At 62.8% G+C, this 14,707-nt stretch carries 16 protein-coding genes, 1 tRNA gene and 2 pseudogenes; 2 read left to right on the top strand and 17 right to left on the bottom strand.

The window, feature by feature from the left end; genetic code table 11:
- The 6 genes and pseudogenes from FFS27_RS33995 to FFS27_RS15805 all read right to left on the bottom strand — a co-directional run.
- Positions 1-96, bottom strand: a pseudogene (locus tag FFS27_RS33995) (DNA adenine methylase); the annotation flags it as partial.
- Positions 93-1,115: a nucleoid-associated protein YejK gene (gene yejK / locus FFS27_RS15825; RefSeq protein ID WP_019416389.1), complete on the bottom strand. Its 1,023-nt coding sequence runs from the start codon at positions 1,113-1,115 to the stop codon at positions 93-95. The pseudogene FFS27_RS33995 and the gene yejK, both read right to left, overlap by 4 nt.
- Positions 1,115-1,348 carry a hypothetical protein gene (locus tag FFS27_RS15820; RefSeq protein ID WP_003103841.1) on the bottom strand — a complete coding sequence of 78 codons (234 nt, stop codon included), beginning with the start codon at positions 1,346-1,348 and terminating at the stop codon, positions 1,115-1,117. The genes yejK and FFS27_RS15820 overlap by 1 nt, the downstream gene beginning before the upstream one ends.
- Positions 1,341-1,580, bottom strand: a complete 240-nt coding sequence (locus FFS27_RS15815; protein ID WP_016852964.1) for a hypothetical protein — start codon at positions 1,578-1,580, stop codon at positions 1,341-1,343. Before FFS27_RS15815 ends, FFS27_RS15820 begins: the two co-directional genes overlap by 8 nt.
- Positions 1,573-1,830, bottom strand: coding sequence for a hypothetical protein (locus FFS27_RS15810; RefSeq protein WP_004352848.1), 258 nt, complete (start codon positions 1,828-1,830; stop codon positions 1,573-1,575). Before FFS27_RS15810 ends, FFS27_RS15815 begins: the two co-directional genes overlap by 8 nt.
- Positions 1,827-2,354 (bottom strand): hypothetical protein, encoded by a 528-nt coding sequence (locus tag FFS27_RS15805; RefSeq protein ID WP_016852965.1) that lies wholly within the window; start codon positions 2,352-2,354, stop codon positions 1,827-1,829. The genes FFS27_RS15810 and FFS27_RS15805 overlap by 4 nt, the downstream gene beginning before the upstream one ends.
- A 352-nt stretch (positions 2,355-2,706) precedes the next feature.
- On the opposite strand from FFS27_RS15805, the gene FFS27_RS33275 reads away from it, so the two are divergent.
- Positions 2,707-3,153: a hypothetical protein gene (locus FFS27_RS33275; protein WP_003117028.1), complete on the top strand. Its 447-nt coding sequence runs from the start codon at positions 2,707-2,709 to the stop codon at positions 3,151-3,153.
- 438 nt (positions 3,154-3,591) lie between these two features.
- On the opposite strand, the gene dnaB is transcribed toward FFS27_RS33275, so the two are convergent.
- Genes dnaB through FFS27_RS15750 form a run of 9 tightly spaced genes read right to left on the bottom strand, consistent with a single transcriptional unit; the run spans position 3,592 to position 9,971 of the window.
- A complete protein-coding gene (gene dnaB / locus FFS27_RS15790; RefSeq protein ID WP_016852967.1) occupies positions 3,592-4,935 on the bottom strand; it encodes a replicative DNA helicase in 1,344 nt (447 codons plus the stop codon).
- A complete protein-coding gene (locus FFS27_RS15785; protein ID WP_003122068.1) occupies positions 4,932-5,150 on the bottom strand; it encodes a hypothetical protein in 219 nt (72 codons plus the stop codon). The genes dnaB and FFS27_RS15785 overlap by 4 nt, the downstream gene beginning before the upstream one ends.
- Complete coding sequence (locus tag FFS27_RS15780) at positions 5,134-5,841, bottom strand: HNH endonuclease signature motif containing protein (RefSeq protein WP_016852968.1); 708 nt, start codon at positions 5,839-5,841, stop codon at positions 5,134-5,136. The genes FFS27_RS15785 and FFS27_RS15780 overlap by 17 nt, the downstream gene beginning before the upstream one ends.
- Positions 5,838-6,539 carry a DUF2786 domain-containing protein gene (locus FFS27_RS15775; RefSeq protein ID WP_016852969.1) on the bottom strand — a complete coding sequence of 234 codons (702 nt, stop codon included), beginning with the start codon at positions 6,537-6,539 and terminating at the stop codon, positions 5,838-5,840. The genes FFS27_RS15780 and FFS27_RS15775 overlap by 4 nt, the downstream gene beginning before the upstream one ends.
- Positions 6,539-7,222 (bottom strand): hypothetical protein, encoded by a 684-nt coding sequence (locus FFS27_RS15770; RefSeq protein WP_016852970.1) that lies wholly within the window; start codon positions 7,220-7,222, stop codon positions 6,539-6,541. Before FFS27_RS15770 ends, FFS27_RS15775 begins: the two co-directional genes overlap by 1 nt.
- On the bottom strand, positions 7,219-7,881 hold the full coding sequence (locus FFS27_RS15765; protein WP_023082646.1) for a hypothetical protein: 663 nt from the start codon (positions 7,879-7,881) through the stop codon (positions 7,219-7,221). The genes FFS27_RS15770 and FFS27_RS15765 overlap by 4 nt, the downstream gene beginning before the upstream one ends.
- Positions 7,878-8,369 (bottom strand): hypothetical protein, encoded by a 492-nt coding sequence (locus FFS27_RS15760; protein WP_016852972.1) that lies wholly within the window; start codon positions 8,367-8,369, stop codon positions 7,878-7,880. Before FFS27_RS15760 ends, FFS27_RS15765 begins: the two co-directional genes overlap by 4 nt.
- Complete coding sequence (locus FFS27_RS15755; RefSeq protein WP_016852973.1) at positions 8,366-9,103, bottom strand: hypothetical protein; 738 nt, start codon at positions 9,101-9,103, stop codon at positions 8,366-8,368. Before FFS27_RS15755 ends, FFS27_RS15760 begins: the two co-directional genes overlap by 4 nt.
- Position 9,104: 1 nt before the next feature.
- A complete protein-coding gene (locus FFS27_RS15750) occupies positions 9,105-9,971 on the bottom strand; it encodes a ParA family protein (RefSeq protein WP_003120956.1) in 867 nt (288 codons plus the stop codon).
- 19 nt (positions 9,972-9,990) lie between these two features.
- Between FFS27_RS15750 and FFS27_RS33270 the strand changes: the two genes are divergently transcribed.
- A tRNA-Lys gene (locus FFS27_RS33270) sits at positions 9,991-10,107 on the top strand.
- Between the two features lie 231 nt (positions 10,108-10,338).
- On the opposite strand, the gene tpsA4 is transcribed toward FFS27_RS33270, so the two are convergent.
- Positions 10,339-14,484 (bottom strand): two-partner secretion system exoprotein TpsA4, encoded by a 4,146-nt coding sequence (gene tpsA4, locus FFS27_RS15745; protein ID WP_023101567.1) that lies wholly within the window; start codon positions 14,482-14,484, stop codon positions 10,339-10,341.
- A gap of 48 nt (positions 14,485-14,532) precedes the next feature.
- Positions 14,533-14,707 (bottom strand): annotated as a pseudogene (locus FFS27_RS15740) (ShlB/FhaC/HecB family hemolysin secretion/activation protein); the annotation flags it as partial.

Below are 14,707 nucleotides of genomic sequence, written 5' to 3'. Positions count from 1 at the left end.
GTAAGTGTGATGTGGCGCCAGGTGCTGGATGATCCAGGGAGCAAGTTTCCACTTGCCTCCGTGGTAGCGCAGGATTGGGCGACGAACCCCTTTCATGACGTGCTCTCCTGCTCCGCCTTGCGGCGCTTGAGCTGGTCGCGAAGCTGAGTGGGGAGACTGCTGATCCTCAGCGTGTCGCGCTCCTCGTCGTACTCGATCCTGGAGCCCAGCAGGTGCGCCTCGAAGCTGATCGACAGGCCCTCGGCGCGGCCGGTGAAGCGGCGGAACTGGTTGAGGGTGCGCTTGTCCGCCGGGATTTCCGGCGACAGGCCGTAGTCCTTGTTACGGATGTAGTCGTAGAACGCCCGCGGCTGCTGGTCGTCCATCAGTTCCGAAAGCGCGTCGAGGGTCATCGGCTCGCCGATGCGCGCCTGGGAGGTGGCGTAGTCGACCAGCGTCTCGGTTTTCTCGCGGGCCTGCTGCTCGGCCATGCCCTCGCTTTCCACGAAATCGCTGAAGGCTTTCAGCAGGGTGCGCGTCTCGCTCGGCGAATCCACCCCTTCCTGGCAGCCGATGAAGTCGCGGAAGTAGTCGGAGACCTTCTTCCCGCCCTTGCCCTTGATGAACGAGATGTACTGCATCGACTGCTTGTTGTTGCGCCACTCGGAAATGTTGAGCCGCGCGGCCAGGTGCAACTGGCCGAGGTCCAGGTGACGCGACGGGGTGACCTCCAGCGATTCGTTCACCGCCACGCCTTCGCTGTGGTGCAGCAGGGCGATCGCCAGGTAGTCGGTCATGCCTTGCTGGTAGTGGGCGAACAGGACGTGGCCGCCGGTGGAGAGGTTGGACTTTTCCATCAGCTTCTGCAGGTGCTCGACCGCTTCGTGGCTGAAGCCGACGAAGTCGCGGCCGCCGTCCAGGTACTCGCCGAGCCAGCCGCTGAACGGGTAGGCGCCGGACTCGTCGTAGAAGAAGCCCCAGGCCTTGTTCTTGGCGTTGTAGCTTTCGTTGAGGTCGGCCAGCAGGTTCTCGATGGCCTGGGAGTCGCCCAGCTCGGCGTCGCGCGCGTGGAGCACGGCCGGGGTGCCGTCGGGCTTCTTCTCGATCAGGTGGACGATGGCGTGTTTGATAGGCATCAGAAAGACTCCTGGTTCAGGGAACGCTGCCTGTCGGCTCGACGGAGCAGGGCGCGGGCATTGAGCTCGCCGCGCGCGTCGCTTGGCGTGGAAGAGATGAAGATCGAGGCGCAGCCGATCTTGCTGAGCTTCAAGTGGCCGCCGGCGGAGCGGTCGACGCTCCAGCCTTCGGCTTGAGCGAAGGCCACCAGCCGGCGGACGCTTTCCCGGGCGCCGCGAAGGAAACTACGCATCCGTGGTCTCCTCACTGTTGAGCTGCAGCCAGGTCTCCATCTCTGCAAGGGAGCGGGGAAGGCTATCGGTGGCGGCGGCATCCAGGAGACGTTTCACCAGCGCCTGAAGGCTGCGACGATCGCTCTGTCGGCTGCAGGCCAGGTCGTCATGCGCGGAACGCAGCATGCGGACCTCTGTGCGCAGTTGAGCGAGCTCGTCCTCAGCCGGCCGGTAAGCGGTGACGTCAGGCATCGTGCGCTACCTCCTTGGGATTTCTACAGGACAGTTCCCAGCGGCTCTCGATGCGCTTTTCGTGGTCGCCTGCCTGTGCCGGCATACGGGTGATGTAGGCGTTGTCCTCGCCGAACAGCCGTTCGGCAAGGCGGGAGGCTGCCACCTTGTCGCTCCAGGTGCAGGTCGCACGCTGCTTCTGAATGGTATTGGTCCAGAAGCCGGCGCCATCGAACTTGACGATGCACTGATAGGTCTGGGATGCCTTCATGATTCGGCCTCCTTGCTGAGTGCATCACCGACCTGAACGGCCACCAGTTCGGGCAACTCCGGCTCATGCCCGGGATAGTTGTTGGCCAACTGATGCAGGAACTCACGTGCGGCGTCCTTGCTGCCTGCAATGCGGAACACCGCGGTGAGGTGCTGGGAGTCCTGAGTGCCGCAGCAGAGGTGCGGCACCAGGCTCACTTTCAGCGAGCAACTGAACAGGTATCGCGGGATCCATACCGACCAGAAGTAAGCCGAAAGCAGTTGCCCTGGAGCGCGCGTAGTGACCACCAGGGTCCCGGCCTGAGTGGTCGAGATTTCGATGTACCCCAGTTCCTCCAGCTCACGAAGCTCTCGCTCCATCGAGCTGGGTGCGACCGTGCTCTCGTCACGAGAAAGGCGCGAGATCACTTGGCTGAGGGCGTCCAGCTCGATCGGGTTGACCCCAACGTGATTGGCATGAACCACCGCCGAGTCGGTGAACGCGGCCGAGGCGTGGATGCTCGGAAAACGGGCTTCAGTGTTCATCACGGACAGCCTCCAACTGATGGACGTCGTAGCTCCCGCAGCAGGGGCAGACCAAGACCTCAGCTTCACCTTCCGGGGTGTTCTCTGCGGGGAGGATTTGGCGCACCAGGTGGAGAGGGTGGTGCTGACCGCAATTCATGCACTCGTGGGTGACCAGGTGCTGGGAAGCGTTCATGCGTGGACTCCTTGCCGGCGTGGGCCGGCAACTGGCAGCGGAAGATGAGATGAAAAATGAGATTGCAGGACCGGTAGCGCTGAAGGCGTGACGGTCGCTGCTAAAAGGGAGCCGGACGCATCCGGTGGTAAGGTTGGCGTCGCCAAACAAACCCACCCAGACCACAGGAGGTCCGGCATGAAGAACGAATACCGCTTTGGATACGACGAGATGCTTATCCAGATCCAGGCATGCGTTCCTGACTCACAAAAGGGGGACGGATTGCCTATGACGATGGCCAGAGCGCAATGGATAAGCCAAGTCTTTGTGCTGTGTACCCTTGGTAACTCACTGGCACGTGACAAAGGCTGGAGGCTATGGGGCATGGATGCCATTGAGTATGCGCTCATGCGTCGCTACTCCTGGCCACTGGAAACCATTCGGGAGATGCCAATTCGGGATAGGTGGCTAGCACTGCATGAAGAACTGGCGGATTTGCAATGGGATGAAGAGGCTCAGCAGGTATGGCTAGCGAAGATCGAACCAGTGCTGCCAGGCGCACCGGGGACGGACTACGACGTCTGGCGTTCGGATGCGCCAGGATTTCAATTACCCCAAGCTCCTGGCTATCTAGTGGTCCGGTAACGAATGCTTCGGGTCTCGAGCGCTTATCGGGCCAAATCTGTTCGGGGTCGATCCTGACCACCGTGGAAAAGCGATAGCCGTGCTCCTGCCAGTGCAAGACTGCCCCGCACCGGTGACTAATCAATCCCTCCTGCTCGAGCCGCTGAGCCACCCAGCTTGGGCGTAGCCCTCCGTATGGTATGTCCTCACGGCTGTTAAGAACGTACTCGATGACACCGTGGATGAGGGCAGCGCTGGGAACAAGTAGGCAGGCATCCAATAGCCAGGCATTGGCGGCGGACCCGTCATACACTCGTCCGTGGTGGCAGAAGTTCTGCAAGGCTTGTATCCATTCGGCGCTCGCTATCGAAAGGAGATTGTTAGCGGGCTGCTGGTCACGCATGACTAGACTCCTTGCCGGCTCCCGCCGGCGAGAGATCGGAAGTTCAATGAAGGGGCTCATGCAAGAGCTCCCTGCCAAGTTGGTGCAAGGTCGGCGAAGCGGGTCTGGTTGGCGATGAAGGCGGCGCGGACGGTGCCGATCGGGCCGTTGCGGTACTTGCCGATGATGATTTCGGCGATGCCCTTGGCCTCGGTGTTGGGGTGGTAGACCTCGTCGCGGTACACGAACATGATCACGTCCGCGTCCTGCTCGATTGCGCCGCTCTCACGCAGGTCTGCGTTGTTCGGTCGCTTGTTCGGCCGGTTCTCCAGGCTGCGATTGAGCTGGGATAGGGCCACGACGGGGCAGTCCATCTCCTTGGCCAGCGCTTTCAGCGAGCGGGAGATCTCCGAGATCTCGGTGGCTCGGTTTTCCAGGCCTGGGCAGCGCATCAGCTGCAGGTAGTCGACCAGGATCAGTACGGGGTGGCCGTACTTCCTGGCTGCACGGCGAACCTTGGCGCGCAGCTCTGTCGGCGTCAGGTTGCCCTGGTCGTTGATGACCAGTCGGCTGCCATAGTCGTTTATGCGCTGGATCGCGACGGTCAGCCTGGGCCAATCCTCTTCTTGCAGTTGGCCCTTCATCAGCTTGCCAAGGTCCAGGTGGCCGAGCAGGGCAGCAAGCCTGAACAGCAGCTGCTCTGCTGGCATTTCCATGCTGTAAACCTGGACAGACTTCTGTTGGTCGCTCTGCAGCGCGGCGTCGATCAAGTTGAGGGCAAACGACGTTTTGCCCATCGAGGGACGGGCACCGACGATGATGAGATCCGACTTCTGTAGTCCGCCGGAGAGCTCGTCGAGATCCTTCAGGCCTGTCGGGACCCCCGTTACCGTCACGTTGTTGTTGAAGCGGTAATCGATGGTGTCGACGATCTTCGCGAGGCCCTTGTTGATATCGATAAAGTCGGACTTGTGCTGATCTTGGCCGAGGGCGAACAGCTTCTGCTCGATCTCCTCCTGAACCTCACAGGGATTCGCCTGGTGGTTCGAGGCGGTTCTGGTGCAGTGGTGCCCGAGAGACATCAACTGCCGCAGGTGCGCCCGATCGCGAACGATCTGCGCGTAAGCCTCGATATTGGCCACGGAGGGCGTGTTGTCGGCGAGCTGGCCGAGGTAGGCCAGCCCGCCGGCTTCTGGAAGGTCTTCGATCGCTTCCGACACCGTCACGACGTCAAACGGGGCGTCCTTCGCGGCCAACTCGCTGATGGCGGTGAATATCAGCCGATGCTCATGCCGGAAGAAGTCCTCCTTCTGCAGTTGATCGCCGACAATGTCCCATGCCGCGTTGTCCAGCATCAGACCGCCGAGTACCCCTTGCTCCGCCTCGACGGAGTGCGGCGGCGTAAGTTCCAGAACACTCACTTCGAGTCCTCCCGGCCGATCTGCATGAACGTGCTTCCGCCCGGGGCGCCGATGATCTCCAGCGCTTTCACCTCCACCTTGGCGGACTCGATGATCACCGAACTCACATGAGCCACCGCTTTCGCGCGTTCGATATCCAGAGGCTTCTCTTCGTCCAGCAGGCCTTCGATGGTGGCAAAGAGGTGATTACGCAGATCCTCAATCTTGTTTTTCATGCTCGACCTCCTGAATGGTGCGCTTGAGCTTGCTGATGACGCGGATTGCGCTCTTCAGCTCAGGTGGATAGCGATGGATGGAGTTGCGGCGCATGCGTTCGGCCCGGGTGATGAGCTCCAGGTTGTCGATGACGACGTTCTGCTTGTTGTTGTCCTTGAAGCAGACGCAATGGCCGGTTGGGATGGGGCCGAAGTGTTCTTCCCAGAGCAGGATGTGCATGCCCTTCCAGTCCCGGGGGGGATAACCGGTATCCGAGATCTTTCGTTGCAGGTAGCCATCAGCGCTGACCCGTGTACTGCCGACTGGGAGCCATGTGTGGGGCTTCTGCCCCTTCTTGAACTGCGTTTCCGATGAGCGTCCTCGCGCGGGAAGCCCCTTCATGCCGCAGTTCCATGGGGTGTTTCCCTTCTTGAACCGAGTTGCGCTGCCCCAGTCCTGCCGGATCTTCTTGGAGAACTCGGGGCTTTTTTTCAGCCCGAGCCGATACGCTTTGGAGCAGATCTGCTGGAGCGTTTTGTTCAACCTGGCTGCCAGGACCTCGTTCGGCATATCCGGATACAGGCGCAGCAGCACCAGTTCCTGTTCGGCGGTCCAGGTTTCGCGGATGCAGCGCTCCTTTCGGTTGCTGAATTTGCGGCGGGCACGCACCAGAGCCTCGTAGGCGATGTTCGAGAGAGCAGAGCGAGTCATCGGGAACCTCCCTGCTCGAGCGCGCCCTGAACTCGCCGGCTGACGCCGCGGTGCAGGCGAGTGTTTTTGCCGTGCTCCCAGCCTGCGTGCAGCGAAGCCTGGTCATAGGCCAGGGGCTTCGTCGGCGCTGCCGGCTCCAGGAGTTTCAGCTCCGGATGGTGTAGTTCGAGGTAGGCCTTGATGGCTGCTTGAGTCGACTCGTCCGGCCTGCCGGCAAAGTCACGTACCAGCGAACGCACTGCGAGAAGCCAGCCTTCGACGAAGAGCTTGCTGCGACGGCGCTTGGTCGACAGCTTGCAGCGCTTCTGTTGGGCGACATGAGCTGAGCGCGCCGCCACCAGTTGGTGGTGGAGCGTAGAGTAGGCGTGAGCGGCTAGCTCAGGGCCGATCCCACGACCCATGAACTTGAACGTCCAGCCCGCTGGCATCGCGTAAGCGGCCAGGTAGTCGCAGCCGAAGGAACTGGCGCAGATCCCGGCCAGTTCATGCAGCCATGGGGCAGGAGAGCGCCTGGTTCGAGTGGGAATGCACGCGGTTTCCACCGTGTGGGCCGAGATATCCGCATCGCTGAGGTCGAACTGGCGCTTCAGGATCGCGGCCTGGCGCAATGCGGTTTCCGCCTCGTTCGGCGTGGCCCCCTTGGCATTCGCCAGGGCCATCAGCTTCTCGACCTTGGCGAGGACTTTTTGCTTGTCCATTACGCGTCCCCCTTGCAGCAGGTTGAGCCCTGCACGGGCGCGGTGCGGTCCAGGCGCTCGATCTCAGCCAGCGCCAGGGCGCAGGCCTTGACCATATCTCGTCGCACCGTGGTTGGCTTCCACCACTGCTCATCCCAAGGCCATGCCAGCGACACCAGCAGGGCGGCGGTTCCATCGTTCGGAGCGCTGGAGCCGGCCAGGGCGTAGCAGGCGGCGGCTCGGGCCATCTGGCCGTGGCTGTGCTCGTCGTCGTGCTCTGGCGTCCAGCCTTCGGCCTCGATCTGCCGGCGGCGCTCGGCTTGGACATCGAGCCATGCTTGGGGAACAGGGGATAGGCTCGAGGTGGGGTAAATTCGGTCTGCGACCTGCCTTACCCGGTCGACAATAGCCAGGGCTGCTACGTCGCCCAGTGCGACCTCCAGGGCGGCGAGCAGGTTGGCCATCAAGAACTGCTCACGCTCGTCCGCGTGGCTTTTTGCGTTTGGGCGCCTGTTCCAGTCGACCTGTGCTGAATACCTCGCTGTTACCGGGTCTGGCTCGCAGTAGGACGGCCCGATGTGAACCTGGCAGTCCTGGCATTCAATGGCAGAGTTCCAGGCATCGGTGTCGAGCAGCTCGGGTTCCAGCATTCGAATGTTCGTGCTGCCGCAGAGCGGGCAGGGCTTGAGCTTGGGGTCACTCATGGCCTGCCTCCCTGCCCGTCGTCGGTGCTGGGCTTAGCTTGGGAAGGGGCGGCGGCGAGCATGGCACGTGCTTTATCAATCCCGTGCAGGACGGTTGTCGGCCAAGAACCGTGTTCTGCAGCGTCAACGATCACCTTTAGAGCGCGATGCAACCCCGCAACCCTGGCTTGGACGGCCTCCAGATCTGCGGCGAGTTTCGCGTGCACCTCGTTCATGGCCGCGATGGTGAGCTTGTTGCGCTTGATTTCGGCCAGGGCGGCGTCGCGCTGATTCAAGGCCTTGGCACAAGCCTCGCTGAGCAGGCGCTCATGCTGTTCTGCTGCCGCATCGAGATCGATTGGACTCAGGTGTTCTCCGAGCGGTCGCACGTACTGGCACACCGGGCCGTTATCGGTATCGTGGATCGACAGCACGAACCAACCGGCGCCTTCGGGCCGCGTTGGGATCCACTCGCTGTATCGTTGGTCCGAACGGGCAGAGTCGTAGAGGCGAGGCGCATCCGACTCCATGAAGACGGTCTGCAACTCAAGGCCAAGCCGACGCAGCGTTTCCTGCGCTTCGTTGGAAGAGCAGTTGTCGGCCAGATCCGGATAGTTCGGATGGGTCCAGAAGCCGAACTGGTCGCGCTCGACCAGGTGGGCTTGAATCATAGGCTTCATGCCAGGCCCCCCTCGCTAATGCCAAGCACCGCACTTGCCTCTGCGGCCAGTTGCTGACCTTCCGGGCTACTGCCGACGAAGAGCATCAGCCGCTCGATGACCTTCACAGTGTCCTGGGAGGGTTGGGCGAACTCGGCCAGGTGATCGATGGCAGTCGCGATATTCCAGATAGCCCTGTTCATGTCCCGCTGGATCACGTGGATCGAGCTGGCATTGGCCGCGATGGCCAGTTGCGACTTCGTCTGCAACAGTAGGTCGTGGGCGATTTGGAGCAGGGCGTTCTGCAGGGGCTGTCCACAGGCACGCTGCTGAGCGCGAACCGGAGCGACAAGGCCCTGCAGCATCGCAGCACCTTCAGCCTCGACCAGCAGATTGTCGGAAGCACCGGCGGCGGCGCCTGCTTTGGCCATGTAGCCTTGCACGTAGGCGTCGAACTGGGTCTCGGCGATCAAGCTCAGGATGAGGTTGTTGCGGTTCTGGAGGTTCATATGAGGCCCTCCGGAGCCGATTGCAGAGCGTCTTTCCAGAGCCGAAGGGTTTCCTGCTCCTCGCTGGTCAGAGCGATCTGTGCGGTGCAGTCAGCGACCGTCTGCTTGATGACGCGCAGGCGCTCCTCGACTTCACTGCCATCGTCGTAGGCGATTTCGTTAGTCAGGTGGCTAATGAAGTCACATCGCAGGCTCCCCACCTGACTAGCGAAATACTCGGCTTCACTGCGCCACCCGATGAGCTGCTTGGGACGCTCCAGCCAGCGTTTGAGTTTTGAGTGGAGCTGGTGCGTGGAGTACAGGGGATCGAACACCTTGGCCCGGTTGTAGATCAACGCGATCTGCAGGATTTCCAGCCGCTCTTCGAGCGTATTTCCCGGAAGCGGGTAGTTCGAGGCGACCAGTTGCTTGGCCAGGCGCCCGCGCAGCTCACGCCGCTTCTTGGCCTGTTTCTCGTCGCGATCACGCTTTTCCTTCGCATGCTCGACCTGCTGGTTCACCGAGTCGAGCAAGCGCGCAGCGTCTTGTAGGAGCTGCTTTTGCTCGAAGCTCAAGTAGCAACCCAGCTTCCCGAACAGGTCAGTACCGCCACCAGTCAGCTTGCGTATTTCTCGCGCAGCGCCGGTCAACTTGGCCTGTTGGCTCCGAAGGTCGGCGGCGCTGCCGAACTTGTTCAGTTGCAGCACAAGTTCTGCGTCGACGTCGCGGGCTTGGGTGATTGGAGGCTTCGCCATGTCAGCGCCCTCCCTTGACCAGTGCTGCTACCGCCTCCGGCGTCAGCGCGAGGAAGCGGTCAGTCCACTCGGGAAAGACCTCGATGGCCAGGTTACGGATGATTTCCAGCGCGGGCGCGGATGTGCGATTCGAGGGTTGCCGCGTTTCGAGGCGGTGCGCTGGTAGCCCGCGCGATGCTGCGTTGCGAAACACGACGGCATCCGGGACAGTCGTTTCGAGCACAGAAATGTCCTGATGCTCATCGAAGATGGCACGCACATTCTCGTGAATCGCCCGGGAGTCATTGGTCTGGTCCAGGCAGTTGATGACGATCTGAACATTGGGGATCCGCATGCCGAGGCGCTCGTAGGGACGTAGTCCATCGAGCATTTGCATTGTGCCGCGGTTGAACTCGCGGGCAGTGAGCATGTTGGGCTGCAGGGGGGAAACAACCAGATCCGATGCGAGCACGACCATTTCGAGTAAAGCGGAGCGCGCACCTTGGGTGTCGATCAGCACCAGGTCGTAGCCCTGCTTCAGGGACGGCATGAGGTTTGCCAGCCGAAGCCGGCCATCGGGCGCCTGGAGCAGTAGGTTGTTGAGCTGGTTGTTCTGGTCGTTGGAAATCACGACGTCCAGGTTGGGGATAATCGTCCTGGAGATGATCCTCGCTGGGTCAGTTATGTTGGCGGCGAGCAGGTCGTAGATGCCGCCCTGGGCGACTTCAGGAAGCTCGTAGTACGAGGATAGGGAGGGCTGGACGGGGTCCAGGTCGATGAGGAGGGTTTTCAGGCCAGCATCGGCGCAAAATGCACCGAGGTTGGCGGCGGTGGTGGATTTCCCTACACCACCCTTGGTGGATACAACCGAAGTCGCTTTCGCATTCATGTCTACAGCCTCTAATGTGGGGTCATTAGAGGCTGCTGGTGTGAAAGGTGGCTGGGTAGAAACCCTTCCTAGAGAAACCTAGGCCAATTGTCTTTTAACCAATTGGTCGTAGGTTCGAATCCTACACGACCCACCATATTCAAGACGAAAAAGCCCACCTGCAAAGGTGGGCTTTTTCGTTTCTGTGCCATTACTTTCCGAATGCTGGCCTGTGGGAAGGAGGATGGTCCGCTCTTCCAGCCCAGTTTCTCCCGACGCCTGGCCTTCCAGCATGGCATTCCATCGAGCGTCTGGTGGCGGCGGGCACTGAGGCCCGGCCGCTCCATCGAACAGGAAGCCTCCCGGTACGGGTACCGGGAGGATCGATTCACAGGTTGTAGTGGCGACCTATCATGGGAACGGTCGCCGCAGCCCCGTATACCGAGTTCCAGGACTGCCAGCCAAAATTGATGCCGATCAGTCCGCCATGGATCTGGTTGGGGATTTGTGGCTCCAGCCTGCCGCTGGCCGAAGAACCCATGACATTCCCCTGGTTCCAGGCGACCAGGCCGCCCAGCAGGCCCGAGCCTCCGACCTTGCCGGAAGCGGAAGCGCCCCTGATGGTGCCGGTGCTGAAGCCTGCCAGCCCGCCGATATAGCTGTCGTATCCCGCCCTCGCATCGCCGCTGGCCGAGGCCCCCAGGACGAGAGCCCGCCAGCCTTCCAGGGAGCCGACCAGCCCGCCGACACTGGCGCCGCCGCCCCCGGTGACCGCGCCGGTGGCGTTGGCGGAGCGGATCGAGGTATTTTCGCCGCGGCCGAGCAGTCCTCCCAGGTTGTGGCCGGTCATGTCGATCACCGTCCCATGGCTGCTGGCGAGCATCAGCGAGCCTCGCAGATCGCTGCCGAGCAACCCGCCGATGGCCCTGGAACCGTTGGCGCTGACGTTGCCCGAAGCCGAGACGTTCGTCAGCGAGGCGGCATCGTTGTAGCCGACGAGTCCGCCGACGCGACTGCCCTTGCCCCCGGTGACATTGCCGGATGCGGCCAGGGTGCTGTGGTTGCCGCCCCGGTTGTGGCCGATCAGCCCTCCCACGTCACTGTTCGCCCCTGCGTTTACCCACCCGGAGGCCTTCAGGTTGGAATGATTGCCGCCGAGGTTGGACCCTATCAGGCCACCCAGGGTTTTGCCGCTATCGTCGGTGACTTCGCCACTGGCGGAACCGTTGATGATGGAACCGTACAGGTTTTCGCCGAGCAGACCGCCAACCGCTTCTGCTCCGCGGGTAGCGACGTTGCCCTTGGCGGAGGCATTGACCAGCGAGGCATTGGCGTTGAGACCGATCAGGCCGCCGGCCTGGAGTAGCGACCCACCGCTCAGGTTGCCGCTGGCACTGACGTTGGCCAGGTTGCCTGCCTGGTTGTGGCCGATCAGGCCTCCCAGGTAGCGACCGGCTTGCAGGACGACGTCGCCATGGGCGCTGGCGTTGGTGATGGCCGCGTTCAGGTTCCGGCCGATCAGCCCGCCCAGTGCTTCCGCGTCTGTGCCCCGGACCTTGCCGCTGGCCGTGGCGTGGGCGATACCACTGTTTACGTTGAGGCCGATGAGCCCTCCGTACAGGCCGTGCTGTCCGTTGCCTGAGACGTCGACGGAGGCGGATACGTCCGCCAGTCCGCCGGCGGAGCTGTATCCGACCAGTCCTCCCAGGTTCATCCCGTGACCGGTCAGCGACAGCGTTCCCTGGCTGCCGCTGCTGCGGATGAGGCCGCCGCGGTTCCTGCCTACCAGGCCCCCCGCGCCGTAGTGGCTGGCATGGTCCTTCAACTGGCCGGAGATGGCAAAATCGGCCCGGCTGTTGGAGATGCTGGCCACGCCCCTGGCTGTGCTGATGTTTTCGGCTGTGAGTCCGCCCAGAGCATAGGTGTGGCGGTTGCCGACCAGCGTGCCGCTGGCGCTGGCGTTGTCGATACTACCCAGGTTCAGCGCGACCAGCCCGCCGAGGCTGTTCAGCTTCGAGGCCGCGGCGATACGGATGTCGCTGGCGTTCACATTGTCGATGCGACCGAGGTTGACAGCGGCCAGGCTGCCGACCTGGACGTTGTAGTGGGTGGCCCGTGCTCCATCGGCGGAAATGCGTTCCAGGTTCAGGTTGCGGAGGGTGCCCCGGTTGACGCTGAACAGGCCGGAGTAGGCACCGGTGCCGTAGACGGCAAGATTATCGATGGTGTTGCCCAGGCCGTCGAAGGTACCGCCGAAGGCGCTGGCGTTGCCTATCGACAGGAAGCTGGAATTGCCGCCTGCGATTCGATTGCCAAGGACATAGCTGCCGCCCAGGTCCCTATCGATGCCGCGCAACTGCTGCAAGTCCTGGATCACGCTGTAGTCCCGCCCATTGGCGCGGAATCCTGCGTTCTTGCCGGACAGGGTGATCCGGGCGCCTTCGGCGAGGGCATAACCCTTGTCCGAATTGAATTCGACCCGGGCTCCCTGGCCGGTGAGAGAGAGGCTGTCGTCGATACGGAGAGGGCGCTGCCCGGCATTGAGAGTAAGGCTGGCGTTTTCCCCCTGGGCCGTCAGCGCGCCATTGATCCTGAGGTCCCCGCGCTCGGCGGTTAGCGTCAGGCCGTTGCCGCTGTCCCAGGACAGCGGCGCGCCGACATGCGCGTTGCCCCGGGTGGCGACCACTTCGACGTTGCTTGTGGAAAGGTTGCGGGCCAGGGTATCGGCATGCAGCGTCGGGCCTTTTCCCGCGCTGCTTGGATTCGCCAGGCCGGAACCGACATTCTCGCTGCTCCGGGCCTGAACGGTACGTGACCTGACGTTGGTGGCGGAATTGCCGAAGACCTTGTTACCGCCGGTCTGGACCTGCACGACATGCACATTGCCGGCGTCGGCGGCAATATCGGGTAGCGTCTGGACCTGGACGATGCTGGAGCCATTGGCGCCTGGGCTCAGGTTGGGGAGAGTCTGGGTCTGGACGACATCGATTCCGCTGACGCCGGGGCCGATGTTGGCACCGCTCTGGCTCTGCACGATTGTGACGCCATTGACGCCCGAGCCGATGCTGGGGCCGCTCTGGCTCTGCACGACGCTGATGCCACTTGCGCCCGAGCCGATATTGGGGCTGTTCTGGCTCTGCACGACGCTGATGCCACTCGCGCCGGCGCCGATATTGGCGCCATTCTGGCTTTGCACGACGCTGATGCCATTGGCGCCCGAGCCGATATTGGGGCTGTTCTGGCTTTGCACGACGCTGATGCCACTTGCGCCCGAGCCGATGTTGGCGCCGCTCTGGCTCTGCACTGCGGAGGTACCGTTGGCGCCGGCGGCGAGGTCGACGGCCGGCTGCTGCTGAACGATGGTCACGCCGTTGCTATCGGACGCATTGGCCCCGGCTGGGCCCTGCGCTACATGGACCTGGCCGGAACCATCACCGGCAGCGTTTGCCTGGCCGACAGCGGCTACGCTGACCTCGTGCGAGAGAATCCTCCAGGTGCCGGTTGCGCCCTGGTCGGCATGGGTGTCCACCTGCGCGGTTCGCTGTATCTCGACGTTCGCGGCCTGGTTCAGCACCAGGCCGCCATTGCCTCCGCCGAGGGCGCTGGCGTCCTGCTTGCCGGCCACCCGCACGGTACCCTGTTCGCCGCCGTCGAGGACGATGCGTCCTTCCGCGCTGCGTAGCGTCCTGGCCTCGAGAGTGCCCTGGTTGTTGACGACGGTCTTGAGCAGGCTGTCGGCGCTGCGGGCGCTCATCAGCACCTGGCCGCCATCGGCGCGGATGAGGCCGCCGTTGTGTGCAAGAGCGTCGACCGAGCCCTTGTCCACCTGCAGGTTGAGCAGGCCGTCGCCGTCGAAATTGAGGTTGATGCCCTGGCCTGCGCCCAGGGCCACGTCGCCGAGTTGCGCCTGGATCACGCCGTCGTTGCTGACCCGGGCGCCCAGCAGGGCGATGCTGCCGCCTTCGCTGGCTTGCAGGCTGCCGGCATTGCTTACGGTTGCGCCGGAGTCGCCGGAGAACTGGTAGTTGCCGGCGAGGAAGTCCCTGTCGGCCAGGTCCAGGGTGGAAGCCACCAGGCCGCCTACGTTGACCTGGGCGGACTTGCCGAAGACCACGCCGTTGGGATTGACCAGGAAGACCTTGCCGTTGGCATCTATCCGCCCCTGGATATCGCTGCCGTTGCGGCCGATCACCCGGTTCAGGGCGACGGCGTCCTGGCCCGGCTGGTGGAAGCTGACCCGCTCATCGGCACGGACGCTGAACTCGTTCCAATTAGTGATCAGCTTGTGGCTCTGCTGGTCGATGACCATATGCCGGCCATCGGTGGATGTCTGGAATCCGGCATCGCCTGAAACGACCGTGGCGCCGCTGGGCAGGGCGAAGGCGGGGGCCTGGCAGAACAGGCCGAGCAGTGACGCTCCGGCGACTACGAGCGCCTTGCCGCGTCCGCTCTTGCTGCGCCGACGGGTACCTTCGCTTGCGACGTTCCAACAGCCTGTGGCCTGGTTCCAGACCAGCGTATAGCTCTTGTTCATGGCTTTTCCTTTCAGTGGGGCCCGCCGGCATGGCGGGCGGGAGCTTGCTCAGAAGTAGCGGGTCGCTTGCAACCACAGCCGGGGAGTGCGCTTGGGCTCGATGTTGTTTTCCTGGCTCAGGGGCCAGGCGGCGGTCAGGCTGACCTGGTGATCCGTTCCGTACCAGGTTGCGCCGCTGCCGACGGCGGCCATGCGGTTGCGATTGCCTTCCGTGGTATTGGGG

The organism is Pseudomonas sp. 2VD (assembly GCF_005503585.1).
In the GTDB taxonomy this organism is placed as follows: Bacteria; Pseudomonadota; Gammaproteobacteria; order Pseudomonadales; family Pseudomonadaceae; genus Pseudomonas; species Pseudomonas aeruginosa.
This window is presented reverse-complemented; position numbering and strand designations above follow the sequence as displayed.